The 22894-nt window shown below is 72.3% G+C and carries 25 protein-coding genes and 1 riboswitch; of the genes, 20 read left to right on the top strand and 5 right to left on the bottom strand.

What is annotated here, in order from left to right:
• Positions 1-58 precede the first annotated feature (58 nt).
• The gene (locus tag ACLQ2S_RS12795) at positions 59-868 is read right to left on the bottom strand and encodes an AfsR/SARP family transcriptional regulator (RefSeq protein WP_309223559.1); all 810 of its coding nucleotides are present in this window, start codon (positions 866-868) and stop codon (positions 59-61) included.
• Between the two features lie 406 nt (positions 869-1274).
• On the opposite strand from ACLQ2S_RS12795, the gene ACLQ2S_RS12790 reads away from it, so the two are divergent.
• The 12 genes from ACLQ2S_RS12790 (at position 1275) to ACLQ2S_RS12735 (ending at position 11111) form a co-directional block, all read left to right on the top strand.
• Positions 1275-1601 (top strand): TcmI family type II polyketide cyclase, encoded by a 327-nt coding sequence (locus tag ACLQ2S_RS12790; protein WP_155220225.1) that lies wholly within the window; start codon positions 1275-1277, stop codon positions 1599-1601.
• The gene (locus ACLQ2S_RS12785; protein WP_309223560.1) at positions 1598-3298 is read left to right on the top strand and encodes an acetyl-CoA carboxylase carboxyltransferase subunit alpha; all 1701 of its coding nucleotides are present in this window, start codon (positions 1598-1600) and stop codon (positions 3296-3298) included. The genes ACLQ2S_RS12790 and ACLQ2S_RS12785 overlap by 4 nt, the downstream gene beginning before the upstream one ends.
• Complete coding sequence (accB, locus tag ACLQ2S_RS12780; protein ID WP_309223561.1) at positions 3295-3813, top strand: acetyl-CoA carboxylase biotin carboxyl carrier protein; 519 nt, start codon at positions 3295-3297, stop codon at positions 3811-3813. Before ACLQ2S_RS12785 ends, accB begins: the two co-directional genes overlap by 4 nt.
• A 13-nt stretch (positions 3814-3826) precedes the next feature.
• Positions 3827-5206, top strand: a complete 1380-nt coding sequence (locus ACLQ2S_RS12775; RefSeq protein WP_425701735.1) for an acetyl-CoA carboxylase biotin carboxylase subunit — start codon at positions 3827-3829, stop codon at positions 5204-5206.
• On the top strand, positions 5203-5916 hold the full coding sequence (locus ACLQ2S_RS12770; protein WP_155220230.1) for an SRPBCC family protein: 714 nt from the start codon (positions 5203-5205) through the stop codon (positions 5914-5916). The genes ACLQ2S_RS12775 and ACLQ2S_RS12770 overlap by 4 nt, the downstream gene beginning before the upstream one ends.
• A complete protein-coding gene (locus ACLQ2S_RS12765; protein ID WP_155220232.1) occupies positions 5909-6307 on the top strand; it encodes a cupin domain-containing protein in 399 nt (132 codons plus the stop codon). Before ACLQ2S_RS12770 ends, ACLQ2S_RS12765 begins: the two co-directional genes overlap by 8 nt.
• A complete protein-coding gene (locus ACLQ2S_RS12760; RefSeq protein ID WP_425701734.1) occupies positions 6304-7578 on the top strand; it encodes a beta-ketoacyl-[acyl-carrier-protein] synthase family protein in 1275 nt (424 codons plus the stop codon). Before ACLQ2S_RS12765 ends, ACLQ2S_RS12760 begins: the two co-directional genes overlap by 4 nt.
• Before the next feature lie 37 nt (positions 7579-7615).
• Entirely contained in the window at positions 7616-8866 is a 1251-nt protein-coding gene (locus tag ACLQ2S_RS12755; protein WP_425701733.1) for a beta-ketoacyl synthase N-terminal-like domain-containing protein, read from the top strand.
• Positions 8863-9174: an antibiotic biosynthesis monooxygenase family protein gene (locus ACLQ2S_RS12750; protein ID WP_155220238.1), complete on the top strand. Its 312-nt coding sequence runs from the start codon at positions 8863-8865 to the stop codon at positions 9172-9174. Before ACLQ2S_RS12755 ends, ACLQ2S_RS12750 begins: the two co-directional genes overlap by 4 nt.
• 227 nt (positions 9175-9401) lie before the next feature.
• Positions 9402-9599, top strand: coding sequence for a hypothetical protein (locus ACLQ2S_RS12745; protein ID WP_425701732.1), 198 nt, complete (start codon positions 9402-9404; stop codon positions 9597-9599).
• Between the two features lie 73 nt (positions 9600-9672).
• A complete protein-coding gene (locus tag ACLQ2S_RS12740; RefSeq protein WP_425701731.1) occupies positions 9673-10770 on the top strand; it encodes an alpha-hydroxy acid oxidase in 1098 nt (365 codons plus the stop codon).
• An 80-nt stretch (positions 10771-10850) separates the two neighbouring features.
• The gene (locus ACLQ2S_RS12735; RefSeq protein ID WP_155220244.1) at positions 10851-11111 is read left to right on the top strand and encodes a hypothetical protein; all 261 of its coding nucleotides are present in this window, start codon (positions 10851-10853) and stop codon (positions 11109-11111) included.
• Between the two features lie 363 nt (positions 11112-11474).
• On the opposite strand, the gene ACLQ2S_RS12730 is transcribed toward ACLQ2S_RS12735, so the two are convergent.
• Positions 11475-12911, bottom strand: a complete 1437-nt coding sequence (locus ACLQ2S_RS12730) for a glycine hydroxymethyltransferase (RefSeq protein ID WP_155220246.1) — start codon at positions 12909-12911, stop codon at positions 11475-11477.
• An 18-nt stretch (positions 12912-12929) separates the two neighbouring features.
• Positions 12930-13019: riboswitch (ZMP/ZTP riboswitch) on the bottom strand.
• A gap of 77 nt (positions 13020-13096) precedes the next feature.
• Between ACLQ2S_RS12730 and ACLQ2S_RS12725 the strand changes: the two genes are divergently transcribed.
• The 3 genes from ACLQ2S_RS12725 to ACLQ2S_RS12715 all read left to right on the top strand — a co-directional run bounded on the left by ACLQ2S_RS12725 (position 13097) and on the right by ACLQ2S_RS12715 (position 15369).
• The gene (locus ACLQ2S_RS12725) at positions 13097-13966 is read left to right on the top strand and encodes a metallophosphoesterase family protein (protein WP_425701730.1); all 870 of its coding nucleotides are present in this window, start codon (positions 13097-13099) and stop codon (positions 13964-13966) included.
• A gap of 90 nt (positions 13967-14056) precedes the next feature.
• On the top strand, positions 14057-14287 hold the full coding sequence (locus ACLQ2S_RS12720; protein WP_155220397.1) for a hypothetical protein: 231 nt from the start codon (positions 14057-14059) through the stop codon (positions 14285-14287).
• Positions 14288-14397: 110 nt separating this feature from the next.
• Positions 14398-15369, top strand: coding sequence for a DNA polymerase domain-containing protein (locus tag ACLQ2S_RS12715; RefSeq protein ID WP_309223562.1), 972 nt, complete (start codon positions 14398-14400; stop codon positions 15367-15369).
• A 4-nt stretch (positions 15370-15373) separates the two neighbouring features.
• Here ACLQ2S_RS12715 and ACLQ2S_RS12710 read toward each other — a convergent pair whose 3' ends face one another.
• Positions 15374-15880, bottom strand: coding sequence for an Lrp/AsnC family transcriptional regulator (locus ACLQ2S_RS12710; protein ID WP_155220251.1), 507 nt, complete (start codon positions 15878-15880; stop codon positions 15374-15376).
• A gap of 104 nt (positions 15881-15984) precedes the next feature.
• Here ACLQ2S_RS12710 and pdhA point away from each other — a divergent pair, with 104 nt between their 5' ends.
• The 5 genes from pdhA to ACLQ2S_RS12685 all read left to right on the top strand — a co-directional run bounded on the left by pdhA (position 15985) and on the right by ACLQ2S_RS12685 (position 21716).
• Positions 15985-17151: a pyruvate dehydrogenase (acetyl-transferring) E1 component subunit alpha gene (pdhA, locus tag ACLQ2S_RS12705; protein WP_425701729.1), complete on the top strand. Its 1167-nt coding sequence runs from the start codon at positions 15985-15987 to the stop codon at positions 17149-17151.
• A complete protein-coding gene (locus tag ACLQ2S_RS12700; RefSeq protein ID WP_155220253.1) occupies positions 17151-18167 on the top strand; it encodes an alpha-ketoacid dehydrogenase subunit beta in 1017 nt (338 codons plus the stop codon). The genes pdhA and ACLQ2S_RS12700 overlap by 1 nt, the downstream gene beginning before the upstream one ends.
• Positions 18164-19507 (top strand): dihydrolipoamide acetyltransferase family protein, encoded by a 1344-nt coding sequence (locus ACLQ2S_RS12695; protein WP_425701728.1) that lies wholly within the window; start codon positions 18164-18166, stop codon positions 19505-19507. Before ACLQ2S_RS12700 ends, ACLQ2S_RS12695 begins: the two co-directional genes overlap by 4 nt.
• 323 nt (positions 19508-19830) lie before the next feature.
• Positions 19831-21090, top strand: a complete 1260-nt coding sequence (locus ACLQ2S_RS12690; RefSeq protein ID WP_155220257.1) for a L,D-transpeptidase — start codon at positions 19831-19833, stop codon at positions 21088-21090.
• A gap of 275 nt (positions 21091-21365) precedes the next feature.
• Positions 21366-21716 (top strand): STAS domain-containing protein, encoded by a 351-nt coding sequence (locus ACLQ2S_RS12685; RefSeq protein WP_155220259.1) that lies wholly within the window; start codon positions 21366-21368, stop codon positions 21714-21716.
• 96 nt (positions 21717-21812) lie between these two features.
• On the opposite strand, the gene ACLQ2S_RS12680 is transcribed toward ACLQ2S_RS12685, so the two are convergent.
• Together ACLQ2S_RS12680 and ACLQ2S_RS12675 are read right to left on the bottom strand one after the other, a co-directional pair.
• Positions 21813-22190, bottom strand: coding sequence for an FKBP-type peptidyl-prolyl cis-trans isomerase (locus ACLQ2S_RS12680; RefSeq protein WP_155220261.1), 378 nt, complete (start codon positions 22188-22190; stop codon positions 21813-21815).
• A gap of 103 nt (positions 22191-22293) precedes the next feature.
• On the bottom strand, positions 22294-22851 hold the full coding sequence (locus ACLQ2S_RS12675; RefSeq protein WP_196222576.1) for a DoxX family membrane protein: 558 nt from the start codon (positions 22849-22851) through the stop codon (positions 22294-22296).
• Positions 22852-22894 lie beyond the last annotated feature (43 nt).

Below are 22894 nucleotides of genomic sequence, written 5' to 3'. Positions count from 1 at the left end.
TTGTCGCCCGCGCAGTCACCTCTCCGTCAACGACCGGGAGCGCCACGGTGACGCGTCGTCACCGGTCCTGCGACGGTGTGCGGGTGACCAGGTGACGGTGTGGGCCGCCGGTCGGGCGGCTGGCCCGGCGGATCGGATCGAGGGTCTCGGCGAGCAGCGCGCTCATCGCGGGCGACGGCTCCAGCCGCAGCTCCCGCAGCAGCAGGTCCCGGTAGACGTAGTAGGCGTGCACCGCCTCGAAGGCGTTGCCCTCGGCGAGGTGGATGCGGACGACCAGTCGGTGCGGTGTCTCGCGCAGGGGCTCGGCGGCCATCGCCTCCAGCGCCGCCTCCAGCGCCTCGCCGTGCCGTCCGGCGGCCAGGTGTTGACCGGCGACCTGTTCCAGCATGTGCAGCCGGAGTTGGCGCAGCCGTTCCCGGTCGGCCAGCACCCAGTCGTCGTACCAGCCGGGCAGCAGGTCGTGTCGACCGGCGGCGATGGCCTCCGCGGCGTCGTCCGGAGGGTGACCGTCCCGCACCCGGGCGGCGGTGTCGACGAGCAGGTCGACGTCGACCCGGACCGCCGGGTCGAGGCGGACGGTGTCGGCGGCGGTGGTCAGCGGGCAGTAGGGATCCTGGCGCAGCCGCCACAGCGCGGTCCGCAGTGAGGACAGTGCCCGTTCCTCGGTCGCCTCCGGCCAGAGCAGGCCCGCGAGGTGGGTACGGGTGGCGCCCGGCCGCAGCCCGATCAGCGCGATGATCCGTTGCAGGCCGCGCGGCACCACCACCGGGGTGTCGCCGTGCGTCAGACGGAACCCGCCGAGCAGGTGTAACCGGATGTCGGCGTCGGGACGTGGGCTGGTGGTGGGCGTGGACGGAACAGCGGCCACGGCGGCACCCCCTGCGGAACGCGTCGGTTGCGTGTCTCGGCCGGCTCCCGGTGTGGCCGCCGTGACGCCACTGTCGACTCGCTGGGCCGCCGCACACGGGGCGCGGTGCCGGGTCTGACCGCCGCGAAGATTATCAATCGCAGTTACTCTGGGTCAACAACGTTGTCGGCAATGCAACCCGTCCGACTCTTGTGAGACCGCCTCTGAACTGGACAATCGTGTGGATCATGCTGGTCGTGATCGCTCAGCTGAACCACAGATTGCGTCAACTCAGCGTCACCAACCCTAGGTCTTTCCGAAGGTGTCGGTGACGCCCGGGTGACGCGGTGCTCCGCATCGTGGGCGACAGCCGTCCGGGCACATCCGGTGGCGTCGCCACCGACCCCATGGGGGGGGGAGTACCAGCATGGACCGAACGCTGATCGTCGCGAAGGTGGACCCCGCCGCCGAGTCGGCGGTCGCCGAGATCTTCGCCGAATCCGACACGACCGAACTGCCCCGCCTGGTGGGGGTCCGGCATCGGTCGCTGTACCGCCTGCACGACCTGTACGTGCACCTCATCGAGACCGACTCGGCCGGTGATGGTGCCGTGGAGGCGGTTCGGGAGCACCCCGAGTTCGTCAGGGTCAGTGGCGAGCTGAGCCGCTACATCTCGCCGTACCTGCCGCAGTGGCGTTCGCCCCGGGACGCCATGGCACGCTGCTTCTACCGATTCGACGGGGGTCGGCCGTGACGGCCACCGCGCCGTCGGGCGAGACCCTGTGGTCCCGGTGCGGCGGCTGCGCCGCGCTGCTCTACCGCAAGCGGCTGCGCCGGAACCTCGACGTCTGCCCGGAGTGCGGCCTGCACGCCCGACTCTCCGCGCCCGAGCGGGTCAGCCAACTTGTCGACCCTGGGTCGTTCCAGCCGCTGCCGGACCGCGCCGTCGAGGTGGACCCGATCGGGTTCGTCGACGTCCTGCCGTACCCGCACCGGCTCAGCGCCGCCCGTGCCGACACCGGTCTGCCGGAGGCGGTGCTCTGCGGCACCGCCACGGTGGCCGGGTCGCGCTGCGCGCTCGCGGTGATGGACTTCCGGTTCCTCGGCGGCAGCCTGGGCTGCGCCGTCGGCGAGCTGATCACCCGTACCGCCGAGCAGGCGCTGGACGCCGGTGTGCCGCTGGTCCTGGTCACCGCCTCCGGTGGTGCCCGGATGCAGGAGGGTGCCCTGTCGTTGATGCAGATGGCCACGGTCAGCCAGGCGATGGCCGCGCTGCGCGAGGTCGGGCTGCTCACCGTCAGCGTGCTGACCGATCCCACCTACGGTGGCGTGGCGGCCTCCTTCGCCACCAGCGCCGACCTGGTCCTCGCCGAGAGCGGCGCCCGGATGGGCTTCGCCGGGCCCCGGGTGATCCGGCAGGTGACCGGCCGGAGCCTGCCGGAGGGATTCCAGACCGCCGAGTTCCTACTGCGACACGGTCAGGTCGACATGGTGGTGCCGCGGCACGCGCTGCGTGCCCGACTGGCGACGCTGCTCGCGATGGCGGGCACCGGCCGGCGCGCCACGAGACGGTCCGGAACACCCGCCCCACCGACCACGGTGGCCCGGCCGGTCGAGGCGACCCGGGCACCGGCCCGCGACGCCTGGGAGACGGTACGCCTGGCCCGCCACCCCGGCCGCCCGACCACCCTGGACTACCTGGAGACCTGCTTCGACGGCTTCACCGAACTGCACGGCGACCGGCTCGGCGGCGACTGCCCGGCGGTGGTCGGCGGACTGGCCCGGCTCGACGGCCGGTCGGTGATGGTGGTCGGCCACCAGAAGGGACACACCACCGCCGAGCTGGCGGCCCGCAACTTCGGTATGGCCACCCCGGCGGGGCATCGCAAGGCGTTGCGGCTGATGCGGCTGGCGGCCCGGCTCGGGCTGCCGGTGGTGACCCTGGTCGACACCCCGGGCGCCGATCCGGGCGTGGCGGCGGAGGAGCACGGACAGGCGGCGGCCATCGCGGAGAACATCCTGACCCTGAGCATGCTGCCCACGCCGGTGGTGACCGTGGTGACCGGGGAGGGCGGCAGCGGCGGCGCGCTCGCCCTGGCGGTGGCCGACCGGGTGTTGATGCTCCAGCACGCGGTCTACTCGGTGATCAGCCCGGAGGGCTGCGCCGCGATTCTCTGGCCCGGTCGTACCGCCGCCCCGCAGGCCGCCCGGGCCCTGCGGTTGACCGCGCCGGATCTGTGCCGGCTCGGGGTCGTCGACGAGGTCGTCCCCGAGCCGGACGGCTCGGCCGCCGACGACCCCGAGGCGACCGCGCAGGCCGTCCGCCAGGCGCTGCTGGCGAACCTGCTGCCGCTGCTGGAGGTGCCGACGGAAACCCTCGTCCAACGGCGGCGGCGGCGCTTCCGCCGCTTCGGTGCCGCCCGTTCCGCTGCCTCGGCGGGTGCCCGGTGAAGGCCGCGCCCACGGTCGTCGGTCCGGAACCCGATCGGTGCGTCGACACCGACCCCGCCCTGGTCGAGCTGCGCCGACAGGCCCGCGAGTTCATCGCCGAACTGGCCGCTCCGGTCCGCCGGCTGCGGCTGCGCCTCGGCGACGCCGAACTGGAGGTGGAGTGGGACCGACCGACCGGACCGGACCTGCCGTCGCGCCCGGCCGACGCCACGGCTCCCGCGCCACGGTCACCGACCGATTCCGCCGTGGCGGCACCGCTGCCGGCACCCGCGCCCCGCATCAGCGTGCGCTCGCCGATGGTCGGCACCTTCTACCGGTCGCCGCAGCCCGGTGCCGCGCCCTTCGTGGCCGTCGGCGACCTGGTCCGACCCGGGCAGGTCGTCGGCATCGTCGAGGCGATGAAGCTGATGAACGAGATCGCCGCCGACCGACCCGGCCGGGTGGTCGAGGTGCTGGTCGCCGACGGACAACCCGTGGAGTACGACCAGCCACTGGTCGCCCTGGACCCGGTCTGAGAGCGGGCTGTCGATGTTCTCCAAGGTGCTGATCGCCAACCGGGGCGAGATCGCGCTGCGCATCCTGCGCGCGTGCCGGGAACTGGGCATCCGTACCGCCGTGGTCTACTCCACGGCGGACGCCGACTCGGCGGCGGTGCGGCTGGCCGACGAGGCCGTCCGGATCGGCCCCTCGGCCAGCCGGCGCAGCTACCTCAACGCCGCCGCGGTGGTGGAGGCCGCCCGCAAGGTCGGCGCCGAGGCGGTGCACCCGGGGTACGGCTTCCTCTCCGAGGACGCCGACTTCGCCGAGATCTGCGCGGACAACGGGCTGACCTTCGTCGGCCCGCCACCACACGTGATGTCCACCCTGGCCGACAAGTCCTCCGCCCGTGCGTTGATGAGCCGGGCCGGTCTGCCGCTGGCCCCGGGCGCCGTGCAGCCGGTACCGACCGCCGGCGAGGCCGCCGCCATCGCCGCCGAGGTGGGCTACCCGGTCATCATCAAGGCCGCCGCCGGGGGAGGCGGGCGGGGCATGGCCGTGGTCCGCACCCCGGCGGACCTGCCCCGGGCGTACGCCCGCACCCGCGCCGCCGCCCAGGTCGCGTTCGGTGACGACCGGGTGTACGTCGAGCGTTACCTGACCGACGCCCGCCACGTCGAGGTCCAACTGCTCTGCGACGCGCACGGCAACGGTGTGCACCTGGGCACCCGGGACTGCTCGGTGCAGCGGCGGCACCAGAAGCTGGTCGAGGAGGCGCCCGCTCCGGCGTTGCCCCCGGCGACGCTGGACGCCATCGCCGAGACCGCCCTGCGTGGCGCGCTCGACGTCGGGTTCACCGGTGCGGGGACGGTGGAGTTCCTGGTCGACGCCGAGGAACGGTTCCACTTCCTGGAGATCAACTGCCGGATCCAGGTGGAACACCCGGTCACCGAGATGATCAGCGGCATCGACCTGGTGCACGAGCAGTTGCACGTCGCCGCCGGCACCCCGCTGCGCTGGCGTCAGGAGGACGTCCGGTTCTCCGGGGTGGCCATCGAGTGCCGGGTCAACGTGGAGGACCCGGAGCGGGGGTTCACCCCGACGCCCGGCCGCCTGGACCGGTTCGTGCCGCCCGGCGGGCCGTTCACCCGGGTCGACACCCACGGCCACGCCGGCTACCTGGTCGGGCCGCACTACGACTCGCTGCTGGCGAAGGTCGCGGTCTGGGCCCCGGACCGGGAGCTGGCGTTGAGCCGGCTCGACCGCGCGCTCGGCGAGTTCGACGTCTCCGGACCCGGGATGCGGACCACCATCCCGTTCGTCCGCCGGGTGCTCGACGACGCCGAGTTCCGCAAGGGGCGGCACTCCACCGGGCTGGTGGACCGCCTGCTCGCCGCACCGAAAACCGCAAACCCGAGGAGGAAACGATGACCGTCACCGACGGGCGTTCGCTGACCGCCGAGATAACCGACATCCTGGTCACCAACTGCGGACTCGACCCGGACACCGCCGCCCGAGCGCCGGCCGCCTCGCTGGAGGAACTGGGCATGGACTCGCTCGCCCTGCTCGAACTCTCGGCCGTTGTCGCCGACCGGTGGCAGGTACGCATCCCGGAACAGGCCGCCCAGTTGAGCATCTCCGCCGTGGCCGACCTGGTCGCCCGGCGGACCGACCCGCCCGGGCACACCGAGAACAGCATCGTCGTCGCCGCGCCGATGGACCTGGTCTGGAGGGTGACGAACGACGTGGCGGGCTGGCCGGACCTGTTCACCGAGTACGCCCGCGCCGAGATCCTCGACCGGGACGGCGACACCGTCCGGTTCCGGCTCACCATGCATCCCGACGAGAACGGCGTCGCGTGGAGCTGGGTCAGCGAACGCACCGCCGACCCGGCCACCCGGCAGGTGCGGGCGCGCCGGGTGGAGACCGGGCCGTTCGAGTACATGCGGATCCACTGGACCTACACCCAGGAACCCGGCGGGGTCCGGATGACCTGGGTGCAGGACTTCGCCATGAAGCCGACCGCGCCGGTGGACAACGCCGGGATGACCGAACGGATCAACACCAACAGCGCGGTACAGCTGGCCGTGATCAAGGAGCGCCTCGAACGGCTCGCCGGGACGGGAGCCGACGATGAGTGAGCTCACCCTGGTAGCCGCCCGGGACGTGCCCGCCGACCGCCGTCGCGGCGGCGAACTGCGGGTCCTGCTCGGTCCGCGTACCGTCGGCAGCACCTCGGGGTTCATGGGCGTGGCCACCATGGCGCCGGGGGAGCGGATCGCCGAGCACTACCACCCGTACAGCGAGGAGTTCCTCTACGTCGCCCGGGGCGCCATCACCGTCGACCTGGACGACGAACCGGTGCCGCTGGCCGCCGGTGAGGCGCTGTTCGTGGCCCGCAACGTCCGGCACCGGCTGCGCAACACCGGCCACCTACCCGCCGAGGTGGTCTTCCACCTCGGGCCGCTGGCCCCGCGCCCGGAACTCGGCCACGTCGACACCGAGCTGGTCGACCAGCGGGACGGGTCATGACCACCCGGCGCACCGTGGTCACCGGCGTCGGTGTGGTGGCCCCCGGTGGGGTGACCCGGGACCGGTTCTGGAAGAACATCACCGAGGGACGTACGGCGACCCGACGGATCAGCTTCTTCGACCCGTCGCCGTTCCGGTCGCAGATCGCCGCCGAGTGCGACTTCGACCCGGACACCGCCGGACTCGTCCCCGCCCAGCGGCAGCGCGCCGACCGGTACGTGCAGTTCGCGTTGGCCTGCGCCGCCGAGGCGATCGCCGACAGCGGACTGGAACTCACCGACGCCGAACGCGACCACTCCGGCGTGGTGCTCGGCACCGCGGTCGGCGGCACCACAGCGCTGGAACAGGAGTACGTGACGGTCAGCGACAGCGGCCGGCACTGGTTGGTCGACGCGGCGCTCGGCGGCCCGTACCTCTATCCGGCGTTGATGCCCAGCAGCCTGGCCGCCGACGTGGCGTGCCGCCACGGCCTGCACGGTCCGGCGCAGGTGATCTCCACCGGCTGCACCTCCGGCATCGACGCCATCGGGTACGCCCACCAACTCGTCGCCGACGGCGAGGCCGACATCGTGCTCGCCGGGGCCGCCGACTCACCCATCTCCCCGGTGACCGTGGCCTCCTTCGACGCGATCAAGGCGACCAGTCCGGACAACCACGACCCGGCACACGCCTCCCGCCCCTTCGACGCCGACCGGCACGGCTTCGTGCTGGGCGAGGGGGCGGCGGTGTTGGTGTTGGAGGAGGCGGGACACGCCGCGCGGCGCGGCGCACACGTCTACTGCGAGGTGGCCGGTTATGCCAGCCGCAGCAACGGCTACCACATGACCGGGCTGCGGCCCGACGGACTGGAGATGGGGCTGGCCATCACCGACGCCCTGCGGCAGGCGCGGCTGGCTCCCGACGACGTCTCCTACATCAGCGCCCACGGCTCCGGCACCCGGCAGAACGACCGACACGAGACGGCCGCGTTCAAGCGGTCGCTCGGGTCGGCGGCGCACCGCGTGCCGATCAGCTCCATCAAATCGATGATCGGGCACTCGCTCGGCGCCATCGGGGCCATCGAGATGGCGGCGTGCGCGTTGGCCATCGAGTTCGGGGTGGTGCCGCCGACGGCCAACTGGACCACCCGGGATCCGGAGTGCGACCTGGACTACGTGCCCAACGAGGCACGGGAGGTGCCGGTGGACGTGGCGCTCTCGGTGGGCAGCGGGTTCGGCGGCTTCCAGTCGGCCATGCTGTTCCGCCGGTTGGCCCGGGAGGTGACCCGGTGAGTGGGCGTCGGGTGCGGACAGTCGGCACGGTGACGACATGACCGGCGGACGGGCTGTGGTCACCGGCATCGGGGTGGTGGCACCCACCGGTGTCGGTGCGGAGGCGCACTGGCGATCGGTGCGCGCCGGTCGCCGCCGTACCGGACCGATCACCCTCTTCGACGCCTCCGGGTACCCGACCCGGTTCGGCGGCGAGGTGGCGGACTTCGACCCGGCCCGGTACGCCGACAACCGGGCTCTGGTGCAGACCGACCGGTGGACGCACCTCGGGTTCGCCGCCGCCTCGCTGGCACTGGACGACGCCGGCCTGCCGGAGCAGGCCCCCGACCCGTACGGCTGGGCGGTGACCCTGGCCAGCGCCTCCGGCGGCAACCTGTTCGGGCAGCGGGAACTGCAACGCCTCTGGTCGTCACCGACGCGGACCGTCGGCGCGTACCAGTCGATCGCCTGGTTCTACGCGGCCAGCGTCGGGCAGCTCTCCATCCGGCACCAGGCCAAGGGCCCGTGCGGGGTGGTGGTGGCCGAGTCGGCCGGTGGGCTGGACAGCCTCGCCCACGCGGTGCGGACCGTCCGGCGGGGTACCTCGGTGGTGCTCGCCGGTGCGACCGAGTGCCCGCTGAGCCCGTACGCGCTGGCCTGCCAGCTGCGGTCCGGGCTGCTCAGCGAGGTGGCCGATGCACAGCGGGCCTACCGGCCGTTCGACGCCACCGCCAGCGGCTACCTGCCCGCCGAGGGGGGTGCGGTGTTCGTGGTGGAGGAGTCGGGCCACGCCCGAGCCCGGGGCGCGCGGATCTACGGTGAGGTGACCGGTTGGGGCACCACCCACGACGCGGCGCACACCACCGCGGACAGTGCCGGGAACCCGCACCAGTACGCCCGCGCCATGCGGCTGGCCCTGGGGCGGGCCGGAGTCGAACCGGACGAGGTGGACGTGGTGGTCCCCGACGCGCTCGGGGTACCCCGCTACGACCGCTCCGAGGCCAGCGCGTTGCGTGCCGTCTTCGGTGCCCGCACACCGTCGGTCAGCACCCACAAGGAGCTGACCGGACGGGCGCACCAGGGTGGGTCGGCACTGGACGTGGCCACCGCCCTGCTCGCGTTCGCCCACGACACGCTGCCCGCCTCGGCCGGGCCGGATGTCGTGGCCGAGGGCTGTGAACTGAACTTCCTGCGGGCCGAGCGTCGCCCGCGTACCCGGATCGCGTTGGTTTGCGCCCGGGGCTTCGACGGATTCAACAGCGCGCTGGTGCTGCGTGGCGCGCCACCGGCCGGACAGGAGTGGCTATGACACGAGCACGGGTGGTCTTCCTGGTCCGGGTGCCCGACGAGCGCACCGGGGACTTCCTCCGGGCGTACGAGGCGGTCCGGCATCTGGTCGCCGAGGGGGTGCCGGGCCACCTGGTCGACCAGGTGTGCCGCTCGTCGACCGACCCGGAGCAGTGGCTCATCACGAGTGAGTGGACCAGCCTGGCCCACTTCGAGGCGTGGGAGCGCAGCCCGGAGCACCGCGAGTTGGTCCGGCCGATGCGGGAGTGTTTCACCGACGCCCGGTCGCTGCGTTTTCACATCCACGCGCAGACCCCGGTGCCGGCCTGACCGGCCGGCACGCTCGGTGGCGCGGCGTTCACCAACAGTCGACACACGGATTCGATCATCCTCGCCGGGTGGCCCGGCGACAATCCGGTCAGTCGCCCGTTTTGGGGCATCCATTTGCATGAAGCAATGTTCACCGGGCCTGCCGTAGGGTTCCCGACAGTACCTCGCCGAGGTGACCTGCGGCCCGCACGCACGTCGGTGACATTGACGTTGGGGGTGGAGAGGGCATGACCGGACCGCTGTTCTCGCCGGGCGAGACCGACCGGCGGCCGTCGGTCGGTCTGTCGCCCCCCGCCGCCCCCCGCCTCGACCCGGCGCGCGGTGCCGATCCGCTGGCCCGGCCCGTCGCCGACCGGTCGGCTGGCCGTGGACGGTCGTGGCGATCGGGGGCGTCGGTGTCACCCGAGGTCGACTCGACCGGCTGAACGCGACCGGGCCGCCGGCCCTCGCGCGGACCGCGCTGGCGCACCGGGCCCCGGGTCGGCGATGGTGGACCGCATGGAGATCACGTCCGGTCCGCCCCCGGCCTGTCTGGCCGACTACGCCGGTCTCGCCCGGACGGTGCTGCCGCCGGATGTCTGGGACTACCTGGACGGTGGCAGCGGCGCCGAGGTCACCCTCGGCGGCAACCGCAGCGCCCTGGATCGGGTCGGTGTGCTGCCGAGGGTGTTGACCGGGGTCACCACACCGAGGCTACGGACCCGGTTGCTCGGTCGGGACTACGCGATGCCGGTGGGGGTCGCGCCGATGGCTTACCAGCGGCTGGTGCACCCCGACGGTGAGCCCGCGCTGGCCACGGCGGCCCGGGAGGCCGGGGTGCCCTACCTGGCCAGCGTCCTCGGCAGCACACCGATCGAGCAGGTCACCGCGACCGGTGCCGACGTCTGGTTCCAGCTGTACTGGCTACGCCACCGGTCCGTGGTCTCCGACCTGCTGGCGCGGGTCCGCGCGGCCGGCTGCCGGGCCCTGGTGGTCACGGTGGACGTGCCGGTGCTCGGCCGCCGGTTGCGGGACCTGCGCAACGCCTTCCGGCTGCCACCGGAGTTGGTCCCGGCGAACCTGCCGGGTGGTCGCGACGACCTGGCCCACGGCGGTACGCCGGGCGTCACCCCGCTGTCCGCGTCGCACGACGCGGCCTTCACGCCGGCACTGACCTGGGCGGACCTGCGGTGGCTGCGGGAGCGGTGGGAGCTGCCGTTGGTGGTCAAGGGCATCCTCGATCCCGCCGACGCGGTGCGCGCCGTCGACGTCGGCGCGCAGGCGGTGGTCGTGTCCAACCACGGCGGTCGACAGCTCGACGGGGCTCCGGCCAGCGCCACCATGCTGCCCGAGGTGGTCGCGGCCGTCGGCGGTCGGTGTGAGGTGCTGCTGGACAGTGGGATCCGAGGCGGCGTCGACGTGCTGCGCGCGCTGGCCATGGGCGCCGACGGTGCCCTGGTCGGTCGACCGATGCTCTGGGCTCTGGCGGTCGGTGGGCGACGGGCGGCCGGTGCCGCGTTGACCCTGCTCGCCGACGAGTTGCGGGACGCGTTGGCCCTGGCCGGTTGTGCCGATCCGGCGGCTGCCCGAGCGCTGCGTACGGTGCAGGTGGGCTGACCGCGTGCGGCGACTCATCGCGTTCATCCGTTCGCAATCTGTGACGCCCACCCTGCCGCCGTCCTGCGTGGACGGTCATAATGGTCGACATGGTTGCCTGGGAGTACGCCCTGCTGGTCCGCCGCTACCAGGGGCAGGGCCGCAATTTCCATGTCTCGTTCGTCTGGTACGGCCCCGACGGGTCTCGCAAGGACATCACCGCGTACGGCGACACCGCCATCGCGCATCTCAACCGCGCCGGGCGCGACGGTTGGGAACTCGTCTCCGCCGCCGAGGATGTGAACAACGTGCAGGGCAGCACCGAGGTGCACCGCTACCACCTCAAGCGCCCGCTCGCCTGATTTGCGGGCCGGGTGCTCGGCGTCCCCGAGTGCCCGGCCCCCCGACCTGGTGCGGCCGAGTTCCTGGTGGTTTGCCGGGATGGCAGCGCGCTCTGATCCAGTGCCGTTTGACAGCAACCGAATGTTAGCGTGAACATAGAGGTCAGTTAGTGCAGACCTGTCGGTCGTCGCCGGATGTCCGCGCGCGAACGCCCGGCACGCCTGTGGAAGGACCGGACGTTCTCCGCCCGTCGCCGCGGGTGACCGTGACCGCACCGTCCGGTGAGTCGCCACGTCCGCCGGTGTCGGCGCCCGGCTTGGGCGGGCGCCGACACCGGCGGAACTGGCTGTCACGGTTCGCGAGGTCCTCGACGGCGCTCGCCGTCAGCCCAGCTCGACCTCCGGGTAGAGCGGGAAGCCGCCGAGCAGTTCGCCGGCCTGGCGGCTGACCTTGTCCGCGAGGGCCGGGTCGAGGACGAACTTGGCCTTGGAGGCGGTGCCGTCCGGGTTCGCTCCGGCGCTGGTCTGGCTCAACACGGTGTGGATCAGCTCGGCGGTGGTGTCCATCTCCGCCGTGCCGAGGCCGCGGGTGGTCAGGGCCGGCGTGCCCACCCGGATGCCGGAGGTGTACCAGGCGCCGTTGGGGTCCTGCGGGACCGCGTTGCGGTTGGTGACGATGCCCGAGTCCAACAGCGCCTGCTCGGCCTGTCGGCCGGTCAGCCCGTAGCCGGTCACGTCGATCAGCACCAGGTGGTTGTCGGTGCCGCCGGTGACCAGCGTGGCGCCCCGACGCAGCAGCCCCTCGGCGAGCGCCTGGGCGTTGTCGACGACCCGCCGCGCGTAGTCGGCGAAGTCGGGCCGGCGGGCCTCGGCGAGGGCCACCGCCTTGGCGGCCATCACGTGCGGCAGCGGACCGCCGAGCACCATCGGGCAACCCCGGTCGACCTGGTCGGCCAGCTCCGGGCCGCAGAGCACCAGACCACCACGCGGACCACGCAGCGACTTGTGGGTGGTGGTGGTGACGATGTGCGCGTGCGGCACCGGGTCGAAGTCGCCGGTGAAGACCTTGCCGGCGACCAGGCCCGCGAAGTGGGCCATGTCCACCATGAAGGTCGCCCCCACCGAGTCGGCGATCTCCCGCATGATCCGGAAGTTGACCCGACGCGGGTACGCCGAGTAGCCGGCGACCAGCACCAGCGGACGGAACTCCCGCGCCGCCTCGGCGACCTTGTCGTAGTCGACCAGGCCGGTGGCCGGGTCGGTGCCGTAGCTGCGCTGGTCGAACATCTTGCCGGAGATGTTCGGCCGGAAGCCGTGGGTCAGGTGCCCACCGGCGTCCAGTGACATGCCGAGCATCCGCTGGTCGCCCAGCTCGCGCCGCAGCGCGAACCAGTCCGACTCGGTCAGGTCGTTGACGTGGCGTGCCTGCGCCCGCCGCAGGGCCGGTGCCTCGACCCGGTCGGCGAGGATCGCCCAGAACGCCACCAGGTTGGCGTCGATGCCCGAGTGCGGCTGCACGTACGCGTGCGCCGCGCCGAACAGCTCCCGGGCGTGCTCGGCGGCGAGCGCCTCCACGGTGTCCACGTTCTGGCACCCGGCGTAGAACCGACGCCCGACGGTGCCCTCGGCGTACTTGTCGCTGAACCAGTTGCCCATGGCCAGCAACGTGGCCGGGGAGGCGTAGTTCTCGCTGGCGATCAGCTTGAGCGACTCACGCTGGTCGGCCAGCTCCGCCCCGATCGCGTCGGCGACCCGTGGCTCGACACCTCGGATCACCTCGAGAGCGCTGCGGAAGGCGGCGGATTCGACGTTGCGCGGCATGTGACCTCCAGATGACGTGCGGAAGGCCCAGGCGCTCGGCATGCGTCCTTGTGACGGGGCCGCTCCCCGATGGTTCTCCATCTCCATGCGCCAGTCACGGCCCGAGGGGGATCCTACCGGGTACGCCGACGCAGCGGGTCGCAGCGCCGTCGGGCGCGTTCGCCCGTGTCACTACGATCGATCGCATGGCGGGAACGGACAGTGCGGGCAGGCTCCTGGCCATCAGCGACCTGCACGTGCGGCATCCGGAGAACCGGACGATCGTCGAGCAGCTGCGTCCGGGGACGCCACAGGACTGGCTGCTCGTCGCCGGAGACGTCGGCGACACCGTCGCCGACGTGGAGTGGGCGCTGCGGTTGCTGGCCGACCGCTTCGCCCGGGTCGTCTGGTCGCCGGGCAACCACGAGCTGTGGACACCTCCCGGCGATCCGGTGACGTTGCGGGGTCAGGCGCGCTACGCGCACCTGGTCGAACTCTGCCGTGACCTCGGCGTGGTCACCCCCGAGGACCCGTACCCGGTGTGGCAGGGGCGCGGTGGCCCGGTGACGGTGGCACCGTTGTTCCTGCTCTACGACCACAGCTGGCGACCGGACGGGTTCGACACGCCCGAGGCGGCGCTGGCCGAGGCGTACCGGACCGGCATCGTCTGCACCGACGAGTTCCTGCTGCACCCCGACCCGTACCAGAGCAGGTCGGCATGGTGCGCGGCCCGGGTGGCCGAGACCGCCCGTCGGCTCGCCGAGCGCGATCCGGCGCTGCCGACGGTGCTGATGAACCACTGGCCGTTGGTCCGGGACGTGACGCGCGTGCTGCGGTACCCGATCTTCGCCCAGTGGTGCGGCACCGATGCCACCGCCGACTGGCACGTACGCTTCGACGCCGCCGCGGTCGTCTACGGCCATCTGCACATCCCGCGTACCACCTGGCACGACGGGGTGCGCTTCGAGGAGGTGTCGGTGGGCTACCCGAGGGAGTGGCGGTCCCGTCGCCTGCCTCCGGGCCGGTTGCGGCAGATCCTGCCGACGCCCGACGGGGTGCCGCCGACCGCCTGGTGACGGCATTGCCGCACCTCGGGCGCGTGTGCCTGCCTCGACCGGGGGTATGCGGGCGGGACCGAAACGAGTGGGAGGTGAGCCGTGACCACGATGGTGCAGCGACCGGCCAGCCCGGTGAAGGACAAGAACTACGACCTGATTCACGCGTTGCAGCTGTCCCTGGAGCACATCTGGCGCCTGGAGACCTACATCGCCGATGCGGACGCCCAGGGCGACGAGGAACTCGCCTCCTGGTTCCGCAGGATCCAGGAGAACAACCAGAAGGCGGGCGAGCAGGGCAAGCAGATGCTGGTCGAGCGCCTGCAACGGGAGAAGGGCTGATCCGTGCGACGCCGGGTGGGCCGGGTGCGGTTGCGCACCGACCCACCCCGGTCACCCGAACAACCGTCGGTGACCCGCCCGGCCGGCCACCGCGTCGTACGCTCTCAAGCGTGGCGACGGCGGCGAAGGAGATCCAGGTCGGGCGGCGGACCGTCCGCGTCTCCAGCCCGGACAAGCCGTACTTTCCCGAGCGGGGCCTGACCAAGCTCGACGTGGTGCGCTACTTCCTCGCCGTCGGCGACGGCATCCTGCGTGCGCTGCGCGACCGTCCGACCATGCTGGAACGCTGGCCCCGGGGCGTGTTCGAGGGCGCGACCGTCGCCACCCGGCAGGACGGTGGCGGCGACGCGTTCTACCAGAAACGGGTACCCGCCGGGGCGCCCGACTGGGTGGGCACCGCCCACATCACCTTCCCCAGCGGACGCACCGCCGACGAGATCGCCCCGGGGGAGTTGGCCGTGGTGGTCTGGGCGGTCAACCTGGGTACGCTGCGTTTCCATCCGTGGCCGGTGACCCGGGCCGACGTCGAGCGCCCGGACCAGCTGCGCATCGACCTGGATCCACAGCCCGGTGTCGGGTTCGACCAGGTGGTGCCGGTGGCGCAGCAGGTACGCGCCTTCCTCGACGAGTTGGGCCTGGTCGGCTATCCGAAGACCACCGGCGGGCGTGGGCTGCACGTCTACGTCGCCATCGAACCCCGGTGGAGCTTCGGCGACTGCCGCCGCGCGGTGTTGGCGCTCGGGCAGGAGATGCGCCGACGCCGACCGGACCTGGTCACCACCACCTGGTGGCGCAAGCAGCGGGACCGGCCGGTCTTCGTCGACTACAACCAGATGGCCCGGGACCACACCATGACCTCGGCGTACTCGATCCGGCCGACGCCCGCCGCGCTGGTCTCCGCGCCGCTGGACTGGTCGGAGCTGGACCACGCCCGGCCGGAGGACTTCGACGTGACCACCATGCCGGCCCGCTTCGCCGAGCGCGGCGACCCGCACGCCGGCCTGGACGAGCGACGCTACTCGCTGGAACCGTTGCTGGAGTTGGCCGACCGGGAGGGCCTGGAACCACCGCCCGAGCGTTGAGCGGTCACGCCCACGGGCTGCGTACCCCGTCGTACTCCTCGAAGACCAGCCAGCTGCGGGTGGCGAGCACCCCGGCGATGTGTTGCATCCGGTCCAGCACCACGTCCCGCAGGGTGGCGTTGTCCGGCGCGCGGACCAGCGCGAGCACGTCGTGCTCGCCGCTGAGCAGCGCGACGTGCTCGACGTAGCGCACCTGGGCCAGCTCCGCCGCGACCTCCCGCCAGGTGTTCTGCCTGATGGTCAGGGCGATGTACGCCGAGGTGCCCAGACCGGCCGCCTCCGGGGCGACCCGCGCGGCGAACCCGGTGATCACCCCGTCGCGCAGCAGCCGCTCGACCCGGGCGTACGCGTTGGTCCGCGAGACGTGCACCCGCTCGGCGAGGGTTCGGATGGAGAGCCGACCGTCGCGGGTCAGCTCGTCGAGGATGCGCCGGTCGACCTCGTCGAGGCCGACGGCCGAACGTCCCGTTCCGACCCGCCGGTCGGCTTCCTCGGCGACCTCTTGGCCCATCCCAACCTCCTGTTGAAGCCAATCATCCCGCGTTTACCGGGCATCTTGAGTCAATCATCCATCAGCAGGAGCATAGGGCCACCACACGTCCAGGAGGTTCCGCCGTGACCACGACCCCCCAGGCGGCCCGCAGGGCATCACCGCGCAGTCGCCGGCCGGCCACCCGTACCGCGCCGAACCCCGCCGCCGGTCTGCTGCCCGAGGCGGAGCCGGTCCGGTTGCTGAACCCGGACGGCACCCTGCTGCCGTCCCGCGCCGACTACCCCGAGCCGCCCGTCGAGGCGCTGCGCGAGATGTACCGGCGGATGGTCGTCGGCCGGCGCTTCGACGCACAGGCCACCGCGCTGACCAAGCAGGGTCGGCTCGCCGTCTACCCGTCCTCCCGGGGCCAGGAGGCCTGCCAGGTCGGGGGCGTCCTGGCGCTACGCGACGACGACTGGGTCTTCCCGACCTACCGGGAGTCGATGGCGTTGACCGCCCGTGGCATCGACCCGGTCGAGGTGCTGACGTTGCTGCGCGGCGACTGGCACTGTGGGTACGACCCGGCCGCGCGGCGCACCGCACCACAGTGCACGCCGCTGGCCACCCAGTGCGTGCACGCCGCCGGGCTGGCCTACGGCGAGTCGTACCAGGGGCGCGACACCGTGGCGCTGGTCTACATCGGCGACGGCGCCACCAGTGAGGGCGACTTCCACGAGGGCGTCAACTTCGCCGCCGTGTTCAAGGCCCCCGTCGTCTACTTCGTGCAGAACAACCGGTATGCCATCAGCGTCCCGTTGTCCCGGCAGACCGCCGCCCCGTCGCTGGCCTACAAGGGCGTCGGATACGGCATCCCCAGCGAGCAGGTCGACGGCAACGACCCGATGGCCGTGCTCGCCGTGCTCACCCGCGCGGTCGCGCACGCCCGCGCCGGAAAGGGACCGTTCCTGGTCGAGGCGCACACCTACCGGATGGAGCCGCACACCAACGCCGACGACGCCTCGCGTTACCGCGACGCCGACGAGGTCGAGGCGTGGCGCGAGCGTGACCCGCTCACCCGGCTGGAGACCTACCTACGCGGTCGGGAAGCGCTCGACGACGCGGCCGTCGCCGACATCGCCGAGCAGGCCGAGACGTACGCCGCCCAGCTGCGTGACCGGATGAACAGCCAGCCCACGGTCGATCCGCTGAGCCTCTTCGAGCACGTCTACGCCGAACCCACCGCGCAGTTGGTGGAGCAGCGGGAGCAGGTGCGCGCCGAACTGGACGCGGCAGCGGAGGGGGACGCCTGATGGCCACCATGACCATGGCGAAGGCGCTCAACGCCGCGCTCGCCGACGCGATGCTCGACGACGAGCGGGTGCTCGTCTTCGGTGAGGACGTCGGCCAGCTCGGCGGGGTCTTCCGGATCACCGACGGGCTACAGGCCCGCTTCGGCGACAAGCGCTGCTTCGACACCCCGCTGGCCGAGGCCGGCATCGTCGGCTTCGCCGTCGGGCTGGCCATGTCCGGACTGCGTCCGGTGGTCGAGATGCAGTTCGACGCGTTCGCGTACCCGGCGTTCGAGCAGATCGCCTCGCACGTGGCGAAGCTGCGCAACCGCACCCGGGGCGCGTTGAGCGTGCCGATGGTGATCCGGGTTCCCTATGCCGGCGGCATCGGCGGCGTGGAGCACCACTGCGACTCCTCGGAGGCGTACTACGCGCACACCCCGGGTCTGAAGGTGGTCACCCCGGCGACCGTCGACGACGCGTACTCGCTGCTGCGGGAGGCGATCGACGACCCCGACCCGGTGGTCTTCATGGAACCGAAGAAGCTCTACTTCGCCTCGGCCGAGACCGCGCTGCCGACCCGTACCGAGCCGTTCGGCCGGGCGGTCGTGCGCCGACCGGGCCGCGACGCCACCGTGGTGGCGTACGGTCCGGCCGTGCCGGTCGCGTTGGAGGCCGCCGAGGCCGCCCGCGACGAGGGGTGGGACCTGGAGGTAATCGACGTACGCACCATCGTGCCGTTCGACGACGCCACGATCGCCGCCTCGGTACGGCGTACCGGGCGGTGCGTGGTGGTGCAGGAGGCGCAGGGCTTCGCCGGGGTGGGCGCGGAGATCGCCGCCCGGGTCCAGGAACGCTGCTTCCACGCCCTGCACGCCCCGGTGCTGCGGGTGTCCGGGCTGGACATCCCGTACCCGGCGCCGATGCTGGAGCACACCCACCTGCCCTCGGTCGACCGGGTGCTCGACGCGGTGGCCCGGTTGCAGTGGGACGACCAGCCCGACCGGCGCTGGCTGACCGAGGGCAGTGCGGCATGACCGAGAAGGTCTTCCTCCTGCCCGACCTCGGTGAGGGACTCGCCGAGGCGGAGATCGTGCAGTGGCGGGTGGCGGTCGGTGACACGGTCACCGTGGACCAGACCGTCGTCGAGGTCGAAACCGCCAAGGCGGTCGTCGACGTGCCCTGCCCGTACGCCGGTCGGGTCGTCGCCCTGCACGGCGCCGAGGGTGAGGTACGCCCGGTCGGCCAACCGCTGATCACCATCGCCGAGCCGGTCGCCGAGCGGGCCGCCGCCACCGAGCCGGCCGGACACGCCGTCTACCGCGAGGAGGAACGGGCCGGCTCCGGCAACGTCCTGATCGGCTACGGCACCGGACACGGCGGTGCCCGGCGGCGACGTCGGCCCCGGCTGGTGGCCGTCGACGCGCCGACCACCCCGGCGAGTGCGCCGGCGGTGGCCGGAGCGCTGCCGGCGCTGGTCATCTCGCCGATCGTGCGGCGACTGGCCCGCGAACACGGGGTGGACCTGCGCACCCTGCGGGGCACCGGCCCCGGCGGTGTGATCAGGAGGGCCGACGTGCAGGCGGCGGTCGACACCACCGCCGACCCGGGCCAAGGCCCGGCGACGCGGTCCGAGCCGGAGCCGCGTACCGGCGGGCCGGCGCCCGTGGGCGCGACCGACGTGCGCGACGTCGTCATCCCGTTGACCGGGATCCGCCGGGCCATCGCGGACAAGCTCTCCCGGAGCCGCCGGGAGATCCCCGAGGTGACCATCTGGGTCGACGCCGACGCCACCGCACTGCTCCAGACCCGAGCCGAGATCAACGCCGCCCGGCCGGAGCAGCCGGTCAGCATCCTGGCCCTGCTCGCCCGGATCTGCCTGTCCGGTCTGCGTCGGTACCCGCAGCTCAACGCGCGGGTGGACACCGAGGGGCAGCGGATCGTCCAGTCCGCCGGGGTGCACCTGGGTATCGCCGCCCAGACCGACCGGGGGCTGGTGGTGCCGGTGCTGCGGGACGCCGAGCGGCTCACCACCACCGAACTCGCCGCCGAACTCGCCGCCACCACCGCCGCTGCGCGGGCCGGTGAGCTGCCACCGGCCCGGCTCACCGGGGGCACCTTCACGCTGAACAACTACGGGGTGTTCGGCGTCGACGGTTCCACCCCGATCATCAACCACCCGGAGGCCGCGCTGCTCGGCATCGGCCGCATCGTGGACAAGCCGTGGGTCGTCGACGGCCAGCTCGCGGTCCGGAAGGTGACGCAGCTGAGCCTCACCTTCGACCACCGGGTCTGCGACGGCGGTGTGGCCGGGGGGTTCCTGCGACACGTGGCCGACTGCGTCGAGCAGCCCGCGTTGCTGATCGCCACCGTCTGACGGCGGGCGTCGACCGAGGGGCTCGCCGACCCGTCCCGCTGGGGACGGGTCGGCGTACCCCGCGCGTCTGAGTCCGCCGACCGCGTCCGAGTCCGCCGCCCCGGCTGACGCGAAGGTCGTCTCGTGGCATGGTGCGGGACAAAGCGCCACAAGCGCACGCAATCACCCGCAACGTCGTCGTCGGCATTTTCCGTTCGCCCTTGTGCGATTACGGGAAAAGGTCCTTCACATCATGTCCCCGCTTTGGTCGAAACCACGAAAACGTCGACGTCGGCCTAGAGAGAATGTGGCGGAGGAAGCGGCGATAACGGGGGAGACGCATCATGATGTTGAGGCGGCGACTGACGCTGTTGGCGGTGAGCGTCGCAGCGGCACCGTTGGCGCTCGGGGCATGCACCGGCGACGGCCGGGCGGGGCAGGGCGCCGAGGCGCGAGCCAACCCGGAACTGGTCGTGTCACCGGCCGAGGGAACCCGCGACGTGCCGCTCAGTGGGGAGATCGGCACCGTGGTCAAGCACGGTCGGGTCACCGACGTGCGGATCACCGACGACAAGGGTGCGACAGTACCGGCGGAGCCCCGCGAGGACGGCACCAGCTGGGTGCCGAGCAAGACGCTGGAGCCGAAACGGACGTACACCGCCGAGGTCACCGCGACCGGCGACTCCGGAAAGACGGTGACCCGTAGGACGACTTTCACGACGCAGTCGAAATCGTCCAAACCGGCGGTCGTGAGCACATTGTATTTCGGTGACAAACGGACGTACGGCACGGCGATGCCGGTGACCGTCGCCTTCGACCCGCCAATTCCCAAAGAGGCGCGAGCGGATGTGCAACGCCGATTGTTCGTCAAGACGGACCCGCCGCAACCGGGCACCTGGTCCTGGGTCTCCGACGGCAGCCAGGTCTACTACCGGGCACCTGACTTCTGGCGGCCGGGCACGACGATCAAGGTTCGCGCCGCACTGGAAGGCCTGCCGATCGGCCGGGAGAGCGTCGGTGACGCCGACCGGCGGGCCACCTCGAAGATCGGTCGGCACGTCCAGTTGGAGATCGACAACGCGAGCAAGCAGATGTCGGTGATCCAGGACGGCAAGCTGCTGCGCAAGCTGCCGGTCAGTCTCGGTAAGCCGAGCACCCCGACGTCCAGCGGCAAGATGGTGATCATGGAGAAGCACGACTTCACCACCTTCGACACGCGGGGCTCGGCCGACCCGTACGTGGTGGACGTGGAGGACGCGCAGCGACTCACCTGGGGTGGCGAGTTCATCCACGGCGCACCCTGGTCGGAGGGGGACCAGGGGTACGCCAACGTGTCGCACGGGTGCACCAACCTGTCGGCGGCCAACGCGGACTGGTTGATGGGCGTCACCCAGGTCGGTGACCTGGTGACCGTCAAGGGCACCGAGGTCCAGCTCACCGAGGGCAACGGCTGGACGGCGTGGAACGTCAGCTGGGAGGAGTTCGTCAAGGGCAGCGCGCTGCCGGTGCCCGCCGATCTGCGGCCCGCGCCGGCTCAGGCGCTGGACCCGGGGGCGGTGGCCGGCGAGTCGCCCGAGCCTCAGCCGTCGGCGAGCGGCGGCTGACCCGACCGGGGTGCCGGGCGCCCCGGTGCGGGGCGTTCCGGCACCCCGTCCCGCCCTTGAACGACCGGTCCGGCCCCGCGTCCCGGTCCCGGATCGACGGGTCCGGCCCCGGGCCCGGCGGCACCTCCGCACCCGCCCGCCCCGGACGGTGTCGCCCGGGGATGCGGGATGGTCCCTAGGGTGGACGCGACCGGCGTGCGGGTCATGCCCTGGGCTTACCCGGAACCCCACTCCAGCAGGGTGGAAGTGTCGGTGGTGGGGGATAGGTTCTCGATATGCGACAGCGCGAGGAGCGGTTCCACGTCGAGACCAGCGTCTCCGACGAGGCGGTGTGCGTCCGCGTCGTCGGCGTGATCGACATCGCCACCGTCGCGGCGTTCCGCGCTGCTCTGTGGGCGGCTCCCACCCGCACCGAGCTGCGGGTGGATCTCTCCGAGGTCCGGCTGCTCTCCGCAGCCGGGGTGCGCACGCTGGTCGCGGCCCGACTCTGGGTGCGGTCGCAGGGTGGTGAGCTGGTGCTGGTCGACCCGCCGCCGGTGGTGGAGCGGGTGCTGCGGGCCACCGGCCTACGGCGCGTCATCCCGGTCGTCGACCACACGCCACAGCGGATGCTCGCCGCAGTGTGACACGTCCGCCGCGCCGTCGGTGGGCGACGTGACCGGAACGGGGGGCGAGCATCCGTCCGGCGCCGGGCACGGGGCCGGCGCCGGACGGGTGCTCGGTCAGCGGACGCCGAGTAGATCGACCACGAACACCAGGGTCTCGTTGGGCTTGATGACGCCACCGGCACCCCGGCTGCCGTACCCGAGGTGCGGCGGGATGGTCAGGCGGCGTCGGCCACCGACCCGCATACCCACCACGCCCTGGTCCCATCCGGCGATGACCCGTCCGCCGCCGAGCGGGAAGTCGAACGGCTCGCCCCGGTTCCAGGAGGCGTCGAACTCGGCGCCGGTGGAGTGCGACACCCCGACGTAGTGCACCCGGGCCACCTGCCCGGGCTCGGCCTGCGGGCCGTCGCCCACGGTGATGTCCTCGATCACGAGGTCGGCGGGCGGGGCGCCCTCGATCGGGCCGATCTCGGGCTTCGCTGCCTGGTTCATGGAAACTCCTGGTGCCTCGGTTCTGGTCAGCACAATCCTGCCGTACGTGTCACGGCGGGCGTCACCGGTAGGTGACGCCCGCCGAGGGGGAGGGTGAGCAGGGTCAGCGGAGCCAGCCGAACCGACCGACGATCGGCAGCCGGGCCCAGGTGCGGCCGAGGCCCCAGGTGTCACCGGCGTTGGTCACCGCGAGCAGGGCCAGCACACCGGCGTAGACGAGGTGGTCGTCCATGAAGGGGTTGTTCGCCGGAGGCAGGACGGCCGTCCACATCAGCACCAGCAGCAGACCGCCGGCCGCCGCGGCGAGTCGGATCCCGATACCGAGCAGCAGTGCCGTACCGATCGCGGCCAGCCCGAGCATGAAGAGCCAGTCGGCCCAGGCCGCTCCGGCGATGCCGTTGTAGAAGCCCTGGAACGGGCCGGCGGTGCCGAAGGTGAGGAATCCCTTGGTCGGGCTGCCTCCGTTGAGCCAGGCGTTCTTCGCCTCGGTGGCGAAACCCAGGCCGAACAGCTTGTCCAGGAAGGCCCAGAGGAAGATCCAACCCAGCGCCAGCCGGAGACCGGCGAGCAGGTAGCGGGTGGCCCGCGTCCGGTGGTTCTGCTCCCGGCCGGTCTCGGCCACCGGGGCCTTGGCGGTGTTCCGCTCGATCATCGCGGTCATGATGTCCACGTCCCTTCTCTGCTTCGCACCGCGTGTCCCGGTG

The sequence above is a fragment of the Micromonospora sp. DT48 genome (genome assembly GCF_049844495.1).
Classification (GTDB): Bacteria; Actinomycetota; Actinomycetes; order Mycobacteriales; family Micromonosporaceae; genus Micromonospora.
This window is presented reverse-complemented; position numbering and strand designations above follow the sequence as displayed.

Excerpts from the sequence above, each read along its gene's own strand:
- ACLQ2S_RS12790 (WP_155220225.1), top strand. The coding sequence starts at position 1,275 with ATGGACCGAACGCTGATCGTCGCGAAGGTGGACCCCGCCGCCGAGTCG.
- ACLQ2S_RS12775 (WP_425701735.1), top strand. The coding sequence starts at position 3,827 with ATGTTCTCCAAGGTGCTGATCGCCAACCGGGGCGAGATCGCGCTGCGC.
- ACLQ2S_RS12770 (WP_155220230.1), top strand. The coding sequence starts at position 5,203 with ATGACCGTCACCGACGGGCGTTCGCTGACCGCCGAGATAACCGACATC.
- ACLQ2S_RS12765 (WP_155220232.1), top strand. The coding sequence starts at position 5,909 with ATGAGTGAGCTCACCCTGGTAGCCGCCCGGGACGTGCCCGCCGACCGC.
- ACLQ2S_RS12760 (WP_425701734.1), top strand. The coding sequence starts at position 6,304 with ATGACCACCCGGCGCACCGTGGTCACCGGCGTCGGTGTGGTGGCCCCC.
- ACLQ2S_RS12755 (WP_425701733.1), top strand. The coding sequence starts at position 7,616 with ATGACCGGCGGACGGGCTGTGGTCACCGGCATCGGGGTGGTGGCACCC.
- ACLQ2S_RS12750 (WP_155220238.1), top strand. The coding sequence starts at position 8,863 with ATGACACGAGCACGGGTGGTCTTCCTGGTCCGGGTGCCCGACGAGCGC.
- ACLQ2S_RS12745 (WP_425701732.1), top strand. The coding sequence starts at position 9,402 with ATGACCGGACCGCTGTTCTCGCCGGGCGAGACCGACCGGCGGCCGTCG.
- ACLQ2S_RS12740 (WP_425701731.1), top strand. The coding sequence starts at position 9,673 with ATGGAGATCACGTCCGGTCCGCCCCCGGCCTGTCTGGCCGACTACGCC.
- ACLQ2S_RS12735 (WP_155220244.1), top strand. The coding sequence starts at position 10,851 with ATGGTCGACATGGTTGCCTGGGAGTACGCCCTGCTGGTCCGCCGCTAC.
- ACLQ2S_RS12730 (WP_155220246.1), bottom strand. The coding sequence starts at position 12,911 with ATGCCGCGCAACGTCGAATCCGCCGCCTTCCGCAGCGCTCTCGAGGTG.
- ACLQ2S_RS12725 (WP_425701730.1), top strand. The coding sequence starts at position 13,097 with ATGGCGGGAACGGACAGTGCGGGCAGGCTCCTGGCCATCAGCGACCTG.
- ACLQ2S_RS12720 (WP_155220397.1), top strand. The coding sequence starts at position 14,057 with ATGGTGCAGCGACCGGCCAGCCCGGTGAAGGACAAGAACTACGACCTG.
- ACLQ2S_RS12710 (WP_155220251.1), bottom strand. The coding sequence starts at position 15,880 with ATGGGCCAAGAGGTCGCCGAGGAAGCCGACCGGCGGGTCGGAACGGGA.
- ACLQ2S_RS12700 (WP_155220253.1), top strand. The coding sequence starts at position 17,151 with ATGGCCACCATGACCATGGCGAAGGCGCTCAACGCCGCGCTCGCCGAC.
- ACLQ2S_RS12695 (WP_425701728.1), top strand. The coding sequence starts at position 18,164 with ATGACCGAGAAGGTCTTCCTCCTGCCCGACCTCGGTGAGGGACTCGCC.
- ACLQ2S_RS12690 (WP_155220257.1), top strand. The coding sequence starts at position 19,831 with ATGATGTTGAGGCGGCGACTGACGCTGTTGGCGGTGAGCGTCGCAGCG.
- ACLQ2S_RS12685 (WP_155220259.1), top strand. The coding sequence starts at position 21,366 with ATGCGACAGCGCGAGGAGCGGTTCCACGTCGAGACCAGCGTCTCCGAC.
- ACLQ2S_RS12680 (WP_155220261.1), bottom strand. The coding sequence starts at position 22,190 with ATGAACCAGGCAGCGAAGCCCGAGATCGGCCCGATCGAGGGCGCCCCG.
- ACLQ2S_RS12675 (WP_196222576.1), bottom strand. The coding sequence starts at position 22,851 with ATGACCGCGATGATCGAGCGGAACACCGCCAAGGCCCCGGTGGCCGAG.